Source organism: Bradyrhizobium sp. 138, from assembly GCF_023074075.1.
Taxonomy (GTDB): domain Bacteria; phylum Pseudomonadota; class Alphaproteobacteria; order Rhizobiales; family Xanthobacteraceae; genus Bradyrhizobium.
The window spans coordinates 663,559-681,194 of record NZ_JADPKT010000003.1 but is presented as its reverse complement, the minus strand read 5'-3'; the positions used below and the strand labels follow the sequence as shown (position 1 = coordinate 681,194).

The window sequence follows — 17,636 nt, the reverse complement described above, 5'->3', positions numbered from 1 at the left end:
GCCCGAGCGCGTTACCCGCGTGCCCTTGTCCTCGCGCGAGATCGCCGGCGTGCTCAATCTGCGCGGCCGCATCGTCACCGTGGTCGACATGCGCGCCCGTCTCGGCCTGCCGCAGCCTGAGGACGGCAAGGTGCCGATGGCGGTCGGCGTCGATTTGCGCGGTGAATCCTATGGCCTGCTGATCGACCAGATCGGCGAGGTGCTGCGCCTGCCCGAGGCCGGCATGGAAGAGAACCCCGTCAATCTCGATCCCCGCATGGCCAAGCTCGCCGGCGGCGTCCATCGCCTCGACGGTCAGCTCATGGTCGTCCTCGACGTCGATCGCGTCCTCGAGCTCGAAACCAAAGTGCAAATGGCTGCGTGAGCCAACGAAAAACATCGAAGCCGGAGAACCAAGATGAAGACGTGTTTGGTGGTCGATGATTCCAGCGTCGTGCGCAAGATCGCGCGCCGGATCCTGGAAGGCCTGGAATTCCAAGTCACCGAGGCCGAGGACGGCTCGAAGGCGCTCGAGATCTGCCAGCGGCAGCTGCCCGATGCGGTGCTGCTCGACTGGAACATGCCGGTGATGGACGGCTTCGAGTTCATGGGCCACATGCGTCGCCTGCCCGGCGGCGACCAGCCCAAGGTGGTGTTCTGCACCACCGAGAACAACGTCGCTCATATCGCCCAGGCGCTCAGCGGCGGCGCCAACGAGTACATCATGAAGCCCTTCGACAAGGACATCATCGCCGACAAATTCGCAGAGGTTGGTTTGATCCCGGTCGGACAAGCCATGGTCTGAGTGTGTCTGGCCGAGGTGCTTGGCCAGAGTGTTCCAGTACAGTTCGAAGAGGCCATCCGTGACCCCGACCGAGTATGAGTATCTGCGCAAGTTCCTGAAGGACAATTCCGGGCTCGACCTGTCCGCAGACAAGCAATATCTGATCGAAAGCCGCCTGCTGCCGCTCGCCCGCAAGGCCGGGCTCTCCGGCATCGCCGAGCTGGTGCAGAAGCTGCAAGGCGGCTCGCGCACGCTGATCACCGACGTGGTCGAAGCCATGACCACCAACGAAACCTTCTTCTTCCGCGACAAGGTCCCGTTCGATCATTTCCGCGACCACATCATGCCGGAGGTCATCAAGGCCCGCGCGGCGCGTCGCAGCGTGCGCATCTGGTGCGCCGCCGGCTCGACCGGGCAGGAGCCCTATTCGCTGGCGATGTGCCTGAAGGAGATGGGTGCGGCCCTGACCGGCTGGCGCGTCGAGATCATCGCGACCGATTTGTCGCAGGAGGTGCTGGAGAAGGCCAAGGCCGGCATCTACAGCCAGTTCGAGGTGCAGCGCGGCCTGCCGATCCAGATGCTGATGAAATATTTCAAGCAGATCGGCGAGACCTGGCAGATCAATCCCGAATTGCGGGCCATGATCCAGCACCGGCAGCTCAACCTGCTGCACGATTTCGCTCAGCTCGGCACCTTCGACGTCATCTTCTGCCGCAACGTGCTGATCTATTTCGACCAGGACACCAAGATCAACATCTTCAACCGGCTGGCGCGCCAGATCGAGCCCGACGGCTTCCTGGTGCTGGGCGCGGCCGAAACCGTGGTCGGTCTGACCGATACGTTCCGCCCGATTCCGGAGCGGCGCGGCCTCTACAAGCCGAACGACCCGCGTGCCGCGGCCGCCAAGCCGGCTCTCGCCGGCGCAGCACCGCGCATGGCGGTCATGGCAGGACGATAGACATGGCCGAGGATGGCAAGGGCACGGAACGCGTAACTTTCAGTCGCGGCTATGACGTCTGCATCATGGCCATCGACGGCACCTGGCGCCGCGACTGCAAGCTCAACGCGATCTCCGACACCGACGCCATCCTGACGGTGGAAGGCTCGATCCAGGGCTTGAACCTGAAAGAGTTCTTCCTGCTGTTGTCGTCCACGGGCCTCGCCTACCGCCGCTGCGAGCTGGTCCGCGTCAACGGCGCCGAAATGGACATCCAGTTCCTGCGCGGCAAGAACAGGAAGAAGCGGGGTGCGGCCGGCGGTCATGACGCCGCTGCGTGATCTGGCCGCGTCCGTTGCCGTCCTTTCCGATCACTTGCTTCACATTTTCTGAAAACATCCGAACGAATTCGCGACGCCAGCTTTACGTGGCCTAAGCGCGAACCGTGTATCCGTTGACGGTCTCAATCTCAGGATACGGAAATGCCCAGAAGTTCTCTTTCGCCCATGACGTCAAACCTGCCCGATGGCACTGAGCGGCGTGCGCTTCAGCTTCTGGTGGTCGATGACGACGCCACGCAGCGCAGCCTGATCACGGTCGCCGCCAAGCAGGCCGGCCACGAAGTCACCGTGGCGCCGTCGGTGGCGGACGCGGTCGAGAAGCTCCGTGCCGCCCGCTTCGATTGCGTGACGCTCGATCTCGTGCTGGAGGATGGCGACGGCATCGACGTGCTGCGCGAGATGGCGGCGGCGAAGTTCGGCGGTGCCGTGATCGTCATCAGCGGCATGGACGGCAAGCGCCGCAGCGCCGCCCGCAACTTCGCCCGGTCCGTCGGGATCGAGCTCCAGAGCCTGCCGAAGCCGCTCGACCTCGCGGCCTTGCGCATCAGCCTCGCCAATCTCGGCAAGACCGCGATGGGCCTGCCGGCGATGCACACCTGGGGCGGCGTCGCTACCGACGCGATCGTGGAACGGCACCGCGCCTGAGCTGCGGGGCTGCCATGCGATGGGATGCGGCCATCGGGCCGCGCTGATCGCGATCTATTCCGGGCTGCCGGATTCCGACAGACATTGCAGGGCGTGGCCAAGGCCCGCCCGGCAGGCATTGAGGGCGGCGCTCGCCGTCGCATAGCGCGGCGTGACGTCGTCGAGCACGACAATGTCGGCGGAACCCGCCGGATCGGCCTGCGCCAGGCTTGATTCAGACAGGCCCGTTTCCAACATGCCGGTTTCCATCATGGCCGCGTCGATCAGGCGCATGCTGCTCTCGATCCGTGTGATCAGAGCGCGAAGATCGGCGGCGATCAACTGACGGCTGTCGGTTTCGGGCACCGCGACGAGCGGGGGTGTGCCAGCGAAATTTAGCATGGATATTCTCCGTACCCCGCAATTAGGCACCCTGCCGCTACTTGTGCGTTAAGTCCATGTCCCGTACAAATACGGGTGGGCCGAATCCGCGCCGAACGCCATAAACGGTTGGCGCGGACGCGAGTCCTTCATGCCAACCGGATGTGGCACATGGCCGAACAAAGCTCTCGCGGTGAAATCTTCGTGGTCGACGACGACCCTGCCGTTCGCGACACTCTGTCGATGGTGTTGAAGGCGGCGGGCTATGAGGTGATCTGTTTTGCCGACGGCGCAGCGCTGCTCTCCGTCGCGCGAAACCGCACACCGGCTGCGATCCTGCTCGACGTGCACATTCCCGGAAAGTCGGGCCTCGACATTCTGAATGAGCTGCAGGGCGAGGACTATCCGGCGCCGATCTTCATGATCTCCGGACAGGGCGACATCGCGATGGCGGTGGGCGCGATCAAGAGCGGCGCGCTCGACTTCATCGAGAAGCCGTTCCGCGGCAGCGAGATCGTCGGCCGGCTCGACGAGGCGATCGGCGCCTATGCGCGCAGGCAGGCGGAGAACGCCTCGCCGAAATTCGGCTCGCTGCATTTCCCCGGACGCGAGCCGCTGACGCGCAGGGAGCGCGAGGTGCTGGAGCAGTTCGCCTCCGGAGCGTCCAACAAGGAAGCTGGCCGCACGCTCGGCATCAGCCCGCGCACCATCGAGGATCACCGCGCCAACATCATGAAGAAGCTCGGCGCGCGCAACGCCGCCGATCTGATCCGCATCGTGATGACCGCGGCCCAGCGCGCCTCGTAAAATGGTCGCGTGCCCCGGACGCGGTGCATCATGGTCCCGGCTCTGCACAGCAGCGCTTGCGCGCTGCCGTGCGTCCGGGACACGAGATCGCAGCGTCAGCTGCTCAGCGCCCTGCGGATGATCCGCGCGAGATCCGACTTGCGATAGGGCTTGGCCAGCAGCAGAACGCCGGAATCCAGCCGGCCGTGATGGATGATCGCGTTCTCGGTATAGCCTGATGTGTAGACCACCCTGAGATCGGGGCGCGTCTTCATCAGCTCGTCGGCGAGCTGCCGTCCGTTCATCCTGCCGGGCATGATGACGTCGGTGAACAGAAGGTCGAACGGCTTTCCGGCGGCGACGATCGCGAGCGCCTCCGCGGCGTTCGCGGCCTGCAAGGTGACGTAACCCAGCGAATGCAGCTGCGCCAGCACGTAGTCGCGCACCAGCCTGTCGTCCTCGACCACCAGGATCGTCTCGTGCCCACCCTCGATCGTCGCCGGCGTCACACCCTCACCGGCCACCGTCGGCGTCTTGCCGGGCGGCAGGTACATCTTGATCGTGGTGCCGTGGCCTTCCTCGCTGTAGATCTTGATGTGGCCGGCCGACTGCTTGACGAAGCCGTAGACCATCGAGAGCCCGAGTCCGGTGCCCTTGCCGGGTCCCTTCGAGGTGAAGAAGGGGTCGAACACCCGGGGCAGCATGTTCGCAGGAATTCCGGTGCCGGTATCGCTCACGGCAATCAGCACGTAATGGCCGGGCCGGACATCGTTGACGCTGGCATAGACCTCGTCGAGATAGGCGGCGCCGGTCTCCACGATCAGCTTGCCGCCGCCGGGCATGGCGTCGCGGGCGTTGAGCGCGAGGTTGAGGATCGCGGTGGTGAGCTGGTTGGGGTCGACGATCGCGACACAATTCTCGTCCTCGAACACCGATTCGATCTGGATCTGCTCGCCCAGCGTCGGCCGCAACAGTTTCGCGGTGTCGACGACCAGCGAGTTGATGTCGATCTCGCGCGGCTGGAGCGGCTGCTTGCGCGCGAAAGCGAGCAGGTGCTGGGTCAGATCGGCGCCGCGCGCGGCGGCCTCGTCGATCATCTTGGTGATGGCCGCAAGCTGCGGCTCCTTCTCGACCGCCTCCGCGAGAATCTCGATCGTCCCGGTGATGACGGTGAGGATGTTGTTGAAATCGTGCGCCACGCCGCCGGTGAGCTGGCCGACCGCCTCCATCTTCTCGGCATGGCGGATGCGCTCCTCGGCGGCGATCTTGTCGGTGAGGTCGCGGTAGAAGACGTTGAACAGCAGGCCTTCGCGGCGCTTCAGCGCGGTGACGCTCAGCTCGGCCTTGAATTCCTTGCCGTCGCGGCGACGGCACATCAGCTCGCGGCGTCGGTTCAGTGACCTGCCGTCCTCGCTCTCCAAAAACTGCTTCAGGCCCGCTCTGACCCTGTCGCGTTCGCTCTCGGCGACGATGAGGTCGATCGTGCTCTTGCCCAGCACCTCGTCGCGGCGCCAGCCGAACAGCTGTTCGGCCTGCGAGTTCCAGTTCAGGATGCTGCTGGTCTCGTCGGTCTGGATGAAGGCGTCGAGCGAAGTCTCGACGATGTTGCGGGCGAGCCGCTCGCTCTGGCGCAGCGATTCCTGCGCGAGGCGCGCCTCCGTCATGTCGCGCCCGATGAAGAAGAAGCGTCGAGCCCCCTCGGACCAGTTGCCGAGCCAGGACAACCAGACTTCGTGCCCGTTCTTGTGGAAGCAGCGGGTATCGGCGAGCTTGGGATGTTCGCCGCGCCGCATCGCGCGCATGTCCTCGCGGGACTGCTCCAGATGGTCGGGATGAATAAAGTCGGCGCCACTGCGGCCGATCATCTCCTGCGGCCGGTAGCCGAGAATGGCCTCGCTGCTCGGGCTGATCTGCGCGATATGGCCGCGCGCGTCCATGATCATGATCAGGTCTTGCGACGTCTCGAAGATCTGCCGCCGCTCCTCGAGCTGGTGCTGCAGCGCCCGTTCGGCCCGCCGCGCCTCGGTCAGGCTGCGCGCAGATCCGGAGACACCGATGACCTCGCCCGACGGCCCTCTGATCGGTGAGAGGCTGAGTGAGATCTCGACTTGTGTGCCGTCCTTGCGCAGGCGCACCGTCTCGAAGCGTTCGATCGGCTCGCCCCGGGCGATCCGCTCCAAAATGTCCTTGCCCTGCTCGCGGCGCTCGGCGGGCACGATGATCGCGGTGGATTGTCCGATCGCCTCGTCCGCCGAATACCCGTACAGGCGCTCGGCGGCCGGATTCCAGCCCGTGATGACGGTATCGAGCGTCTGCATCACGATCGCATCGTCGGAGGATTCCACCGCGGCGCTGAACAAGCGCTCGCGCGCTTCATGATGGCTTCGCGCGGCCTCGGTGCGGCGATGCTCCTCGATCTCGCGTTCGAGCGCCGCGGTCTTCACCCGCGTCTCTTCCACCATGTGGGCGAAAGCGCGCGCCAGCACGCCGGTCTCGCCGCTGGCGTCGACCGGTATGTCCGCGGCGCGCCCGCCGCCGATGGCCTCCACCGCCGCGGTCAGGCGGCCGATCGGTCGCGTCAACGAGCGTGCCACGAATATGGCGAGAGAGGCCGCGGCGAGGATCGCAAGCGCGCCGACGAGCAGGGATGTCCTCTGGATGGCGGACGGCACGATGCCGAAGACGGGGGAGGGAATCGCCTCGATGATTGCGACCCATTCCTTGCCGACGAGCAGCGCCGGCGCGATCGCCGCGCCGCTGGGCCGGCCCGAATCGTCGGTCAACAGCCGTGTCGATCCCTCCCGCGTGCCTGTCAGGGCCGCAAAATAGGGAAAATCCTTGCGCCAGTCGTTGGGGCGATCGGGCGCCGCGCCGAATTCGCGCGTACGGTCAGGATGGAGGAGATAGTCGCCGCGCGAATTCACGACGTAAATCATTCCCCCCGACGTCACCGTCGCGCGAATGCGATCGAGCGCCGGCCGCATGTCGATGTTGGCGATGATGATGCCGAACGGCCTGTTGTCGGGCGTGAACAGCGGGGTCGCGACGCGTAACGTCGGAATGTGCGCCTCCGTGGTGCCCCCCTGACGCGTGGCGTGGTCGATGGGCGAGACATAGATCTCGCCCGGCGCCAGTCGGATCGTGTCCTCGAAATAAGTCCGCTCGCCCTTGCGCTCCAGTTCGGCATTGGGGGCAATCCGTGCCGTGCCGTTCGGGCCGGAGCGATCGACACGGACGAGTTCCCGCTGGTTGTCGTCCAGGCCGATGATTCGAAACTGGCTGTAGCTCGGCTTGGCGTCGATTTCGGCCGCAAGCCGCGCCGCGATTCGCTCGCGCCAGGTTTGTTCCGAGACGCCATCAAGCGGGTCGATTCCGCCACCGAGGCGAGCCCGGATCAGGCCGTTGATGGCCGCGGCGGAGCGATAGCCGATCAGGTCGCCCCGGACGCCGGCAACGTAGGATTCGAGGTTGGCGGCGAGCAGGCGTGACTGGGCTTCGACCCGCTCCAGAACCCTGGGAATGACGGCCTGGGTGGTGTTGCGATAGCCCAGCCAGCCGACTGCGGCCACCGTCACCGCCACCAGCAGGATCATCGCGACGGCAAGCCGCGTTGCAAGCGTCATGGGGATATTCACGCCGTTTGCCGAATGGCCGCGCCTGTTCTGGCCTGGGATGGAATGAATCTCCTTCTCATCGGCTGCCGGTGCTGACATCGGGGGCCTCCGGCCGTGCCGCCTTCAGGCAGCCTTCGACGGCGGCGAGCAAGGCACCGGCGCGAAAGGGCTTTTGCAGGCTTGCCACGGCGCCGAGCTTGGTCGCCATCTTCAGGAAGTCCGGCTCAGCATAGGCGTCCGGCGTGGCCGAGCGGCCGGAAATGACGATGATCGGAATGGCCGGGACCAGCGCCCGGATGTGACGCATCGTCTCCAGCCCGTCCATGCCGGGCATAAAGATGTCGAGAAACAGCAGATCGAACCGGCCCGCCTCGAACAGCGCAAGTCCCTTGCGGCCGTCGCCGGCGACGGTGACGTGATGACCGGCCCTCTCGAGGAGCAGCCGGATCGTGATCTGCACGGCCGGGTCGTCATCCACGATCAGGATGTTGGCCACGTCTGAATTCCTCCGGGCTGGATGGAGATCCCACCAACCGCAAATCAAATCCGTCAAAGATGAAATTGTTGCGCGGATTCCGCTCGGGCTGCAAGCACTTCGCGTTTGCTGCGACTGTAGGTTCCTGGCACCGCGGGGGATGACGGGCTTGGGGACCGGTACGCACGCTTACGTGCATATGGAGCCCAAAACTTCGGTTCCGAACGCGGAGATATTCTTCTCGCCGTAGTTGTACGGAACCCAGCCTTCACCATCGATTAAAAGGCAGCGGACTACAATCTCCGATAGTTTCCATAGCGGTACTTCGCGCATTTCATTTCGGCATTCTGGACCCGACGTAGCCGGCCACCCCCAACCGGCCATCAGCACGAGAACCTCTCATGTTCAAATCGATCGCGGACACCGGAATTCGCACCCGGCTGCTCGGCGGCTTTGCGTTGATCTGCGGCCTGCTCGCAGCGACCGTGATCTACACCGTTGCCGCCGTCTCGGACATTTCGTCCCGGATCAGGGCGGTCGTGGATCAACGCGCGCCAGTCGCGATCGCGAGCACGGAGCTCGTCGGCAATCTCTATTCAACGCTTTCGACGCTGCGCGGCTATCTGCTGACGGGCGATGTGCAGGGCAAGCGCGACCGGGCCGCCGTCTGGGCCGAGTTGGATCGCACGGCCGCCGCAGTCGACCGCATGGCGGAGGGCTTTTCCAGCTCCCAGAACAAGGCCAATTGGAGCGAAGCTAGGGCGCTGATGGCGGAATTCCGCGAGGCCCAGGACAAGGCCGAAGCAGCCGCCTTCACCCCCTCGGCCTATCCGGCGAGCGAATTGCTGGCGAAGGAAGCCGCGCCGCTGATTGCGGCCATGTTCGCCGAGATCACCGGCATGATCGACGAGGAGGAGGCGCTGGAGGCGACCCCGCAGCGCAAGCGCCTGCTCAAGACGTTTGCCGACGTGCGCGGCAATCTTGCCGCCGCGGGATCGCAATTGCGCCTGTACGTGGCCTCGGGCGAGGCTGCCGATCGTGACAAGTTCGAAAAGCCGCTGGCGACCTTTAGTGCCGCGCTTGCAGCGGTTGGCGCCCAGGCGGATCTGCTCACCCAACGGCAGGCGATCGCTTACCGGGCCATCGCCAAAGCGAACGAGGCCTTCAGCCCGCTGCCGCAGAAGATCTTCGCGATCCGCCAGAGGCCGCAATGGAATATACCGGTCTTCATCCTGTCTACCGAGGCCGCGCCGCGCGCTGCTCGGATCCTCGATCTGCTCGACGGTCGCAAGGACGCTGATGGCAAGCGCTCCGGCGGTCTCAAGAGCGATCAACAGTCGAGGCTCGCCGACGACGCCCGCAACGTGGCCGACGAGGTCGAGAGGCTGCTCCTTCTGCAATGGATTTTGCTTGCCGCAGGGCTTGCGCTCGGGACGGCGATCGCGATCCTGGTCGCGCGCTCCATCACTCGTCCGATCGTCGAACTGGTGGGCGATTCCGCGCGCCTGTCCGGCGGCGACACCAGCGTCGAATTCAGGACGGCCGAGCGCGGCGACGAGATCGGCGTGGTGTCGCAGGCGGTGGCCAAATTCCGCGACAATGTGATTGCCCAGCAGCAGGCGGCGGCGTCTCTCGCGCGCGAGGCGGAGGCGCGCGAAGCAGCCAACCGCAACATGGAGGACGCGGTCGAGGACTTTCGTGCGACCTCGCGCGACCTGCTCGCGCTCGTCGGGGAGAATGCGGGCACCATGCGTCAGACCGCAGAGAGCCTCGGCGGCATCGCCAAACAAGCGACGAGCCAAGCCGCGTCCGCAGCGACCGCCTCCGAACAGACCGCGGTCAACGTCCAGACCGTCGCCGCGGCGGCCGAGCAGCTCGCGGGCTCCATCGTCGAGATCGGCCGGCAGATCGAGCTGTCCAACACGACCGTGCGCACCGCGGGCGAGGTGACTGTACGTTCGGAGAGCGAGATCGAAGGGCTCGCGCACGCCGCGCAGAGCATCAGCTCGGTGGTCGACCTGATCGAGGCGATCGCGGCCCAAACCAACCTGCTGGCGCTCAATGCCACGATCGAAGCCGCGCGCGCCGGCGAGGCCGGTCGCGGCTTTGCCGTGGTCGCGTCCGAGGTCAAGGCGCTGGCCGAACAGACCCGCAATGCGACGCAGGAGATCGCCCAGCACATTGCCGCGATCCAGAACTCGACGGGTAGCGCAGTCGCCTCGGTCAAGGAGGTCGCAACCGCCATGCGCCGGATCGACGAGGTAACCGCGGCGATCGCCAGCGCCGTGGAAGAGCAGGGCGCGGCCACGCGCGAGATCTCGCAGAACGTCCAGATGGCGGCGTCGGGGACGCAGACGCTGGCAACCAGCATCGGCACGGTGTCCGGCGCCATCGCGGAAACCAATCGCTCGGCCGACGAGGTGATGGGGGCCGCGAACCACGTCGCGGGGGCGGCCGAACGCCTCGCCACCGAGGTCCAGGCCTTCTTCGTCAGGCTGCGCACCGGCCCGATGGACCGCCGCAATAGCAGCGATGCCAGTTATCGCGGGCCGGAACGGCGCAACTGTCGCGACGCGGCCTGATCAATCCGTCAAATACTCCGGATAGTCGCTCCGGATCCGGTCGAGCTCGCTCAACGTGCCGGACAGATGCTTGCGCAGGTGCTGTTGCGCAGCCTCGGCGTCTGCCGCCTCGATCGCGCGCGTGATCAGCTTGTGGTGGCGCACGATGTTCTGGGCCTTGCCGGGCGAGGGCAGGTGCAGCCGGCGCAGCCGGTCACTGTGTCCGCTGCGGCTGCGCACCAATGTCCACAGATCCTGCTTGCCGGCGGCGGTGTAGAGCTGGGCGTGAAAATCGTTGTCGCCGGCCATGAAGGCCTCGAAGTCGCCGGCCTTGGCGAATTGCTGCTGCAATGCGATGGCCTGATCCAGGCGCACGATCAGGGTCGCGTCGGGACGGGTTGCGAGCAGGCGGACGATCTCCAGCTCCAGCGCCTGACGCAGGAAATGCGCCTGTTGCGCGCGATCGACGTCGATCCGGCTGACCACGGTCGCATGCTGCGGAAATACGTCGACCAGGCCTTCTTCCTCGAGCCGCATCAAGGCATCGCGCACCGGGGTCGAGCTGACACCGAACTGGCCGGCAAGCTCGGCGCGTGACAGCGGGGCGCCCGGCGGCAGTTCGAGGGCGATGATTGCATTGCGCAACCGCTCGAACACCTGCGGTGCGGCTTGACGGCCGCGATCGAGCCGGGCGGCGGGTCGTGGTGCCGCGCGCGGCGCGGGGTGGGGTGATTCCATCGCGGATCCTGCGGGCTTGCCTTTGATGCACTAATATATTAGTGCATCAATAGCGTCAACGCAGCTCGACGATGACCGGAGGAAACACACAACAATGATCACGCATCTTCGCAGCAAGCTTGCGGCCGCCATCCTGATCGCCGCAGCCCTCACGGCAAACGCTGCGCATGCCCAGCAGAAATCCGAGATCGCGCTGTCGCGCCAGCCCGGCATCTTCTACATGCCGAGCCACATCATGGAGAAGCTGAAGCTGATCGAGAAGCACGCAGCTTCTCTCGGCGTCTCGGGCGTCACCACCAAATGGATCACTTTCTCCGGCGGCGGCGCGCAGACCGACGCGCTGCTCGCGGGCGGCGTCGACATCCTCAACACCGGCACCGGCAATTTGCTGCTGCTGTGGGACCGCACCCGCGGCGGCGTGAAGGGCATCGTCGCCACCTCGGCGCAGCCGATGACGCTGATCAGCCGCGATGCCAACATCAAGTCGATCAAGGACTTCGGCCCCGGCGACAAGATTGCGGTGCCGACCGTGAAGGTCTCGACCCAGGCGATCGTGTTGCAGATCGCGGCCGCCGAGGCTTTTGGCGCCGACCAATGGTCGAAGCTCGATGCCAACACGGTGCAGCTCGGCCATCCCGACGCCTATGCGGCGCTGTCCAACCCCAAGCACGAAGTGCACACCCACTTCTCGATCCCGCCCTTCACCTTCCTGGAGCTGAAGAACGTGCCGGGCGCGCATATCGTGCTGTCGTCGCCGGACGTGATGGGCGGGCCGCTCAGCCAGGCCCAGTTCTTCACCACGACCAAGTTTGCCGACGCCAATCCGAAGATCATCCAGGCCGTGCGCGACGCCACCAAGGAAGCGCAGGATCTGATCCGCAGTGACACCAAGCAGGCGGTCGAGATCTACAAGGAGATCACCGGCGACAAGACCTCGGTCGAAGAGCTGCTCGATCTCCTCAAGGAGCCCGGCATGATGGAGTGGAATCTCGAGCCGCAGGGCACGATGAAATTCGCCGCGCATCTGTTCAAGACCGGCACGCTGAAGAATCAGCCCAAGGCGTGGACCGATTATTATCTTCCCGTCGCGCACGATCTGAAGGGCAACTGATGGCGCTGCTCGATGTCAGCGGCGTGACGCTGCGCTACAAGACCTCCAGCGCCGTCGTCACCGCCACGGAGAGGGTGAGCTTTACGGTCGACAAGTCCGACCGCTTCGTGCTGCTCGGTCCCTCCGGCTGTGGCAAGTCGACCCTGCTCAAGGCCGTCGGCGGCTATATGAGCCCGAGCGAGGGCCGCATGACGATCGGCGATCGCGAGATCCACGGTCCCGGCGCCGACCGCATGATGATCTTCCAGGAGTTCGACCAGCTCCTGCCCTGGAAGAGCGTGCTCGCCAACGTGATGTTTCCGCTGCTCACCGCGCGAAAGCTGTCGCGCAGGGACGCCGAGGCGAAGGCTCGCGCCTATATCGAGAAGGTCGGCCTCACCCGCGTGGTCGACGCCTATCCGCATACGCTCTCCGGCGGCATGAAACAGCGCGTCGCGATCGCGCGCGGCATGGCGATGGAGCCTGATATCCTCTTGATGGACGAGCCGTTCGCGGCGCTCGACGCGCTGACGCGCCGGACCTGCCAGGATGAATTGCTCCAGCTCTGGAGCGAGACCAAATTCACGGTGCTGTTCGTGACCCATTCGATCGCGGAGGCGATTCGCATCGGCAACCGCATCCTGCTGCTGTCGCCGCATCCCGGCCGGGTCAAGGCCGAGGTGATCGATGTCGACAAGGTCTCGAACGAGGACGGCAGCGCCGGGCGGCTCGAGAAGGAGATCCACGATCTCCTATTCGCCGCCGAAGCAACCGCGCATTGAAGGAGCCGGTCATGGGCGAGGCAAGAATTCTGCTGCGCGGCACGACAGCCGCGGCCACCGGTGCGGGCGAAGTCGAGCGCAAGCTCAGCGTGCTCGAGCTGTTGTGGAACGACGGCTTCGTCCGCAAGTCCGTCATCATCCTGTTCCTGGCGGCGGTCTGGGAGGCCTACGGCGTCGCCCTCGACAATCCCCTGCTGTTCCCGACGCTGCACGATACCGCGGTCACGCTGTTCGAGCGCGTCAAGGACGGCACCATTCCGATGCGGGCCTGGGCGTCGCTGAAAGTGCTGTTCATGGGCTATTCGGCCGGCATCGTACTGGCCGCAATCTTCACCATTCTCGCCATCTCGACCCGCATCGGCACCGATTTCCTCGAGACCGTGACGGCGATGTTCAACCCGTTGCCGGCGATTGCGCTGCTGCCGCTCGCGCTGATCTGGTTCGGCCTCGGCAATGGCAGCCTGGTCTTCGTGCTGATCCACTCGGTGCTGTGGCCGGTCGCGCTCAACACCCATTCCGGCTTCAAGAGCGTCTCCAACACGCTGCGTATGGTCGGCCGCAATTACGGCCTGCGCGGCTTGCCCTATGTCGCCAAGATCCTCATCCCGGCGGCCTTCGGCTCGATCCTCACCGGCCTCAAGATCGGCTGGGCCTTTGCCTGGCGTACGCTGATCGCGGCTGAGCTGGTATTCGGCGTGTCCTCGGGCCAGGGCGGGCTCGGCTGGTTCATCTTCGAGAACCGCAATCTGCTCGACATACCTGCGGTCTTCGCAGGCCTCTTGACGGTGATTATCATCGGGCTCTTTGTCGAGAACCTGATCTTCCGCGCCATCGAGCGGAACACCGTCCAGAAATGGGGCACCCAATCATGATCAAGAAGAAAATCACGCCCGACCAGCTCCGCAGCGCGCGCTGGTTCGCGCCCGACGATCTCCGCTCGTTCGGCCATCGCTCCCGCACCATGCAGATGGGCTACGCGCCGGAGGAGTGGAAGGATCGCCCGATCATCGCGATTCTCAACACCTGGTCGGACGCGCAACCCTGCCACATGCACTTCAAGTCGCGCGTCGACGACGTCAAGCGCGGCATCCTGATGGCCGGCGGCTTTCCGATCGAACTGCCGGCATTGTCGCTGTCGGAATCGCTGCTCAAGCCCACCACCATGCTCTATCGCAATCTGCTGGCGATGGACGCCGAGGAATTGCTGCGCAGCCATCCCGTCGACGGCGTGGTGCTGATGGGCGGCTGCGACAAGACCACGCCCGCGCTGCTCTTGGGCGCGACCTCGATGAACATCCCGGCGATCTACCTGCCGGCCGGCCCGATGCTGCGCGGCAATTGGAAGGGCAAGACGCTCGGCTCCGGCTCGGACGGCTGGAAATACTGGGACGAGCGCCGCGCCGGAAAGATCTCCGACAAGGACTGGCTCGATATCGAAGCCGGCATCGCCCGCAGCTACGGCACCTGCATGACCATGGGAACGGCCTCGACCATGACCGCGATTGCGGAAGCGATCGGCATGACGCTGCCGGGGGCCTCCTCGATTCCGGCCGCCGACGCCAACCACATCCGCATGGCCAGTGAATGCGGCCGCCGCATCGTCGAGATGGTCTGGGAGGATCTGACGCCGAAGACCATCCAGACCCGAAAGGCCTTCGAGAACGCCATTGCGGTCGCGATGGCGATGGGCTGCTCGACCAACGCGATCATCCATCTGATCGCGCAGGCGCGCCGCGCCGGCCAGGACATCGGGCTCGATGATTTCGAGATCGCGAGCCGCAAGGTGCCCGTGATCGCCAACGTCCGGCCGAGCGGCGACACCTATCTGATGGAAGACTTCTTCTATGCCGGCGGCCTCCCGGCGCTGATGGGGCAGATCAAGCCGCATCTGCATCTCGACTGCATCACGGTGACCGGCAAGACGCTGGGCGAAAACATCGACGGCGCCGAAGTGCACAATGCCGACGTCATTCGCGGCATCGACAACCCCATCTACAAGGAAGGCGCGCTCGCCGTGCTCAAGGGCAATCTCGCGCCCGACGGCTGCGTCATCAAGCCGAGCGCCTGCGCGCCGCGCTTCCTCAAGCACACCGGTCCCGCGCTGGTGTTCGACGATTACCCATCGATGAAGAAAGCGGTCGACGATCCCGATCTCGACGTGACCGAGGACCACATCCTCATCCTGCGCAATGCGGGGCCGCAAGGCGGGCCCGGCATGCCGGAATGGGGCATGCTGCCGATCCCGACAAAACTCGTGAAGCAGGGCGTGCGCGACATGGTGCGCATCTCGGATGCGCGCATGAGCGGCACCAGCTATGGCGCCTGCATCCTGCACGTCTCGCCCGAGTCCTACATCGGCGGCCCGCTGGCGCTGGTGCAGAACGGCGACCGCATCACGCTCGACGTCGCCGCCCGCACCATCAATCTCGATGTGAGCGAAGCCGAGCTCGCCAAGCGCCGCGCCGCCTGGAAGCAGCCCGAGCGCCGCTTCGAGCGCGGCTATGGCTGGATGTTCACCAAACACATCAAGCAGGCCAATGACGGCTGCGACTTCGACTTTCTCGAGACCGATTTCGGCGCGCCGATCGGCGAGCCGTCGATTTACTAGGGACGACGACATGACAAAACTCAGCGAAGCCACCCGCACCAAGCTCAAATCCGTCTCGACCGCCACCGTCGCCACCGCCTTGTTCAAGCGCGGCCTGCGCATCCAGATGATCCAGGACGTGCACCCCTTGGGCGCCGACCAGCCCACCATGGTCGGCGAGGCCTTCACGCTGCGCTACATGCCGGCGCGCGAGGATCTCAACACCATCGATGTGTTCAAAGACCGCTCGCATCCGCAGCGCAAGGCGGTCGAGGATTGCCCGCCGGGTGCCGTGCTGGTGATGGACAGCCGCAAGGACGCGCGCGCGGCCTCGGCTGGTGCGATCCTGGTGACGCGGCTGATGAAACGCGGTGTCGCCGGCGTCGTCACCGACGGCGGCTTTCGCGATTCCGCCGAGATCGCCAAGCTCGGCATTCCCGCCTATCATCACCGCCCCTCGGCGCCGACCAATCTCACGCTGCACCAGGCGATCGAGATCAACGTCCCAATCGGTTGTGGCGACGCGCCGGTGTTTCCCGGCGACGTCATCCTTGGCGATGCCGACGGCGTCATCGTGATCCCCGCGCATCTGGCCGACGAGATCGCCAACGAAACGTTTGAGATGACCGCGTTCGAGGATTTCGTCACCGAGGAAGTCGGCAAGGGCCGCGGCATTTTCGGTCTCTATCCCGCGACCGATCCGCAGACGCTCATTGATTTTGCCGAATGGCGGAAGAAGAACGGCCGCTAAGGCCGAGAGCAGGTCACGTCAAGCACAGGCCGGCCGCATCAAGTGCCGGCCTTTTAACAAGCAGGGAGGACTTCATGAATTTCACGCGACGTAACCTCATGGCCGGCGCTGGCGCAGCAATGGCATCCACGCTGCTCGCCCGCGCCGCCGGCGCGCAATCGTTCCCATTCACGCCGAACCAGCGCTATCCGGATCCCGCCGTCCAGATCCTCGATCCCAGCTTCGCAAAATACCGGATCTATTCCTCGACGGTCGAGCAGGTCGCGACCGGCTTCCGCTGGGCCGAAGGCCCCGCTTATTTCCCCGAGGGTGGCTATCTCCTGTTCTCCGACATTCCCAACAACCGGATCATGAAGTTCGACGAGAAGACCGGGCAGACCAGCGTGTTCCGCGCCAATGCCAATTACGCCAATGGCAATGCGCGCGACCGCCAGGGCCGCCTCGTCACCTGCGAGCATTCCGTCACCCGCCGCATCACGCGCACCGAGAAGGACGGCAAGATCACCGTGCTCGCCGACAAGTTCGAGGGCAAGCGGCTGAACGCGCCGAACGACATCGTGGTGAAGTCCGACGACAGCATCTGGTTCACCGATCCGCTGTTCGGCATCAATGGCGAGTGGGAGGGCAAGAAGGAAAAGCCCGAGCAGGCCACCAGCAACGTCTATCGCCTTGCCAAGGACGGCAAGATCAGCGCGGTGCTCACCGACCTCGTCAATCCCAACGGCCTCGCCTTCTCGCCGGACGAGAAGAAGCTCTACATCGTCGAATGGAAGGGCACGCCGAACCGCAGCATCTGGAGCTACAATGTCGGCGATGACGGCACCCTCAGCGGCAAGACCAAGCTGATCGACGCCGCCGACCAGGGCTCGCTCGACGGTTTTCGCGTCGATCGCGACGGCAATCTTTGGTGCGGCTGGGGCTCCAACGGCGCGCTGCAGGGCGAGCCCACCGATGTCGGCGGCCGCAAGGTGTTTCAGCTCAAGGCGAGGCCAGAAGATCTCGACGGCGTGATGGTGTTCAACGCGGACGGCAAGCCGCTCGCCTTCATCAGGTTGCCCGAGCGCTGCGCCAATCTCTGCTTCGGCGGCCCCAAGAACAACCGCCTCTACATGGCCAGCAGCCATTCCGTGTATGCGCTGTATGTCGAGGCGCACGGGGCGGTGTGAGGTCGTCGCCACGAGCCAGTCTGCCGTAGGGTGGGCAAAG

The 17,636-nt window shown here is 65.1% G+C and carries 17 protein-coding genes; 13 read left to right on the top strand and 4 right to left on the bottom strand.

Going from position 1 to position 17,636, the window contains the following annotated elements; genetic code table 11:
* The 5 genes from IVA79_RS04130 to IVA79_RS04110 form a co-directional block, all read left to right on the top strand.
* On the top strand, positions 1-364 hold a 364-nt coding region (locus IVA79_RS04130), incomplete at its 5' end, for a chemotaxis protein CheW (RefSeq protein ID WP_247550521.1).
* A 33-nt stretch (positions 365-397) separates the two neighbouring features.
* On the top strand, positions 398-784 hold the full coding sequence (locus IVA79_RS04125; protein WP_028143851.1) for a response regulator: 387 nt from the start codon (positions 398-400) through the stop codon (positions 782-784).
* 58 nt (positions 785-842) lie between these two features.
* Positions 843-1,721 (top strand): protein-glutamate O-methyltransferase CheR, encoded by an 879-nt coding sequence (locus IVA79_RS04120; RefSeq protein ID WP_247550520.1) that lies wholly within the window; start codon positions 843-845, stop codon positions 1,719-1,721.
* A gap of 2 nt (positions 1,722-1,723) precedes the next feature.
* The gene (locus IVA79_RS04115; RefSeq protein WP_027563592.1) at positions 1,724-2,041 is read left to right on the top strand and encodes a hypothetical protein; all 318 of its coding nucleotides are present in this window, start codon (positions 1,724-1,726) and stop codon (positions 2,039-2,041) included.
* A gap of 141 nt (positions 2,042-2,182) precedes the next feature.
* Positions 2,183-2,686 (top strand): response regulator, encoded by a 504-nt coding sequence (locus IVA79_RS04110; protein ID WP_247550519.1) that lies wholly within the window; start codon positions 2,183-2,185, stop codon positions 2,684-2,686.
* A gap of 54 nt (positions 2,687-2,740) precedes the next feature.
* Here IVA79_RS04110 and IVA79_RS04105 read toward each other — a convergent pair whose 3' ends face one another.
* Complete coding sequence (locus IVA79_RS04105; protein ID WP_247550517.1) at positions 2,741-3,067, bottom strand: hypothetical protein; 327 nt, start codon at positions 3,065-3,067, stop codon at positions 2,741-2,743.
* A 150-nt stretch (positions 3,068-3,217) separates the two neighbouring features.
* Between IVA79_RS04105 and IVA79_RS04100 the strand changes: the two genes are divergently transcribed.
* Positions 3,218-3,853: a response regulator gene (locus IVA79_RS04100; protein ID WP_135167407.1), complete on the top strand. Its 636-nt coding sequence runs from the start codon at positions 3,218-3,220 to the stop codon at positions 3,851-3,853.
* A gap of 95 nt (positions 3,854-3,948) precedes the next feature.
* Here IVA79_RS04100 and IVA79_RS04095 read toward each other — a convergent pair whose 3' ends face one another.
* Both IVA79_RS04095 and IVA79_RS04090 read right to left on the bottom strand, forming a co-directional pair.
* A complete protein-coding gene (locus tag IVA79_RS04095) occupies positions 3,949-7,545 on the bottom strand; it encodes a PAS domain S-box protein (protein ID WP_247550512.1) in 3,597 nt (1,198 codons plus the stop codon).
* On the bottom strand, positions 7,523-7,942 hold the full coding sequence (locus IVA79_RS04090; protein WP_247550510.1) for a response regulator: 420 nt from the start codon (positions 7,940-7,942) through the stop codon (positions 7,523-7,525). Before IVA79_RS04090 ends, IVA79_RS04095 begins: the two co-directional genes overlap by 23 nt.
* A 380-nt stretch (positions 7,943-8,322) precedes the next feature.
* On the opposite strand from IVA79_RS04090, the gene IVA79_RS04085 reads away from it, so the two are divergent.
* Positions 8,323-10,503 (top strand): methyl-accepting chemotaxis protein, encoded by a 2,181-nt coding sequence (locus IVA79_RS04085; RefSeq protein WP_247550509.1) that lies wholly within the window; start codon positions 8,323-8,325, stop codon positions 10,501-10,503.
* On the opposite strand, the gene IVA79_RS04080 is transcribed toward IVA79_RS04085, so the two are convergent.
* A complete protein-coding gene (locus IVA79_RS04080; RefSeq protein ID WP_247550507.1) occupies positions 10,504-11,220 on the bottom strand; it encodes a GntR family transcriptional regulator in 717 nt (238 codons plus the stop codon). It lies immediately after the preceding gene.
* Between the two features lie 94 nt (positions 11,221-11,314).
* Here IVA79_RS04080 and IVA79_RS04075 point away from each other — a divergent pair, with 94 nt between their 5' ends.
* The 6 genes from IVA79_RS04075 to IVA79_RS04050 all read left to right on the top strand — a co-directional run bounded on the left by IVA79_RS04075 (position 11,315) and on the right by IVA79_RS04050 (position 17,596).
* Complete coding sequence (locus IVA79_RS04075) at positions 11,315-12,331, top strand: ABC transporter substrate-binding protein (RefSeq protein ID WP_247550505.1); 1,017 nt, start codon at positions 11,315-11,317, stop codon at positions 12,329-12,331.
* Positions 12,331-13,092, top strand: coding sequence for an ABC transporter ATP-binding protein (locus IVA79_RS04070; RefSeq protein ID WP_247550504.1), 762 nt, complete (start codon positions 12,331-12,333; stop codon positions 13,090-13,092). Before IVA79_RS04075 ends, IVA79_RS04070 begins: the two co-directional genes overlap by 1 nt.
* 11 nt (positions 13,093-13,103) lie before the next feature.
* Positions 13,104-13,964, top strand: a complete 861-nt coding sequence (locus IVA79_RS04065; RefSeq protein ID WP_247550503.1) for an ABC transporter permease — start codon at positions 13,104-13,106, stop codon at positions 13,962-13,964.
* The gene (araD, locus tag IVA79_RS04060) at positions 13,961-15,700 is read left to right on the top strand and encodes an L-arabinonate dehydratase (protein WP_247550502.1); all 1,740 of its coding nucleotides are present in this window, start codon (positions 13,961-13,963) and stop codon (positions 15,698-15,700) included. The genes IVA79_RS04065 and araD overlap by 4 nt, the downstream gene beginning before the upstream one ends.
* Positions 15,701-15,710: 10 nt before the next feature.
* The gene (locus tag IVA79_RS04055; protein WP_247550501.1) at positions 15,711-16,430 is read left to right on the top strand and encodes a ribonuclease activity regulator RraA; all 720 of its coding nucleotides are present in this window, start codon (positions 15,711-15,713) and stop codon (positions 16,428-16,430) included.
* A 74-nt stretch (positions 16,431-16,504) separates the two neighbouring features.
* Positions 16,505-17,596: an SMP-30/gluconolactonase/LRE family protein gene (locus IVA79_RS04050; RefSeq protein WP_247550500.1), complete on the top strand. Its 1,092-nt coding sequence runs from the start codon at positions 16,505-16,507 to the stop codon at positions 17,594-17,596.
* The last annotated feature ends 40 nt before the right edge of the window (positions 17,597-17,636 follow it).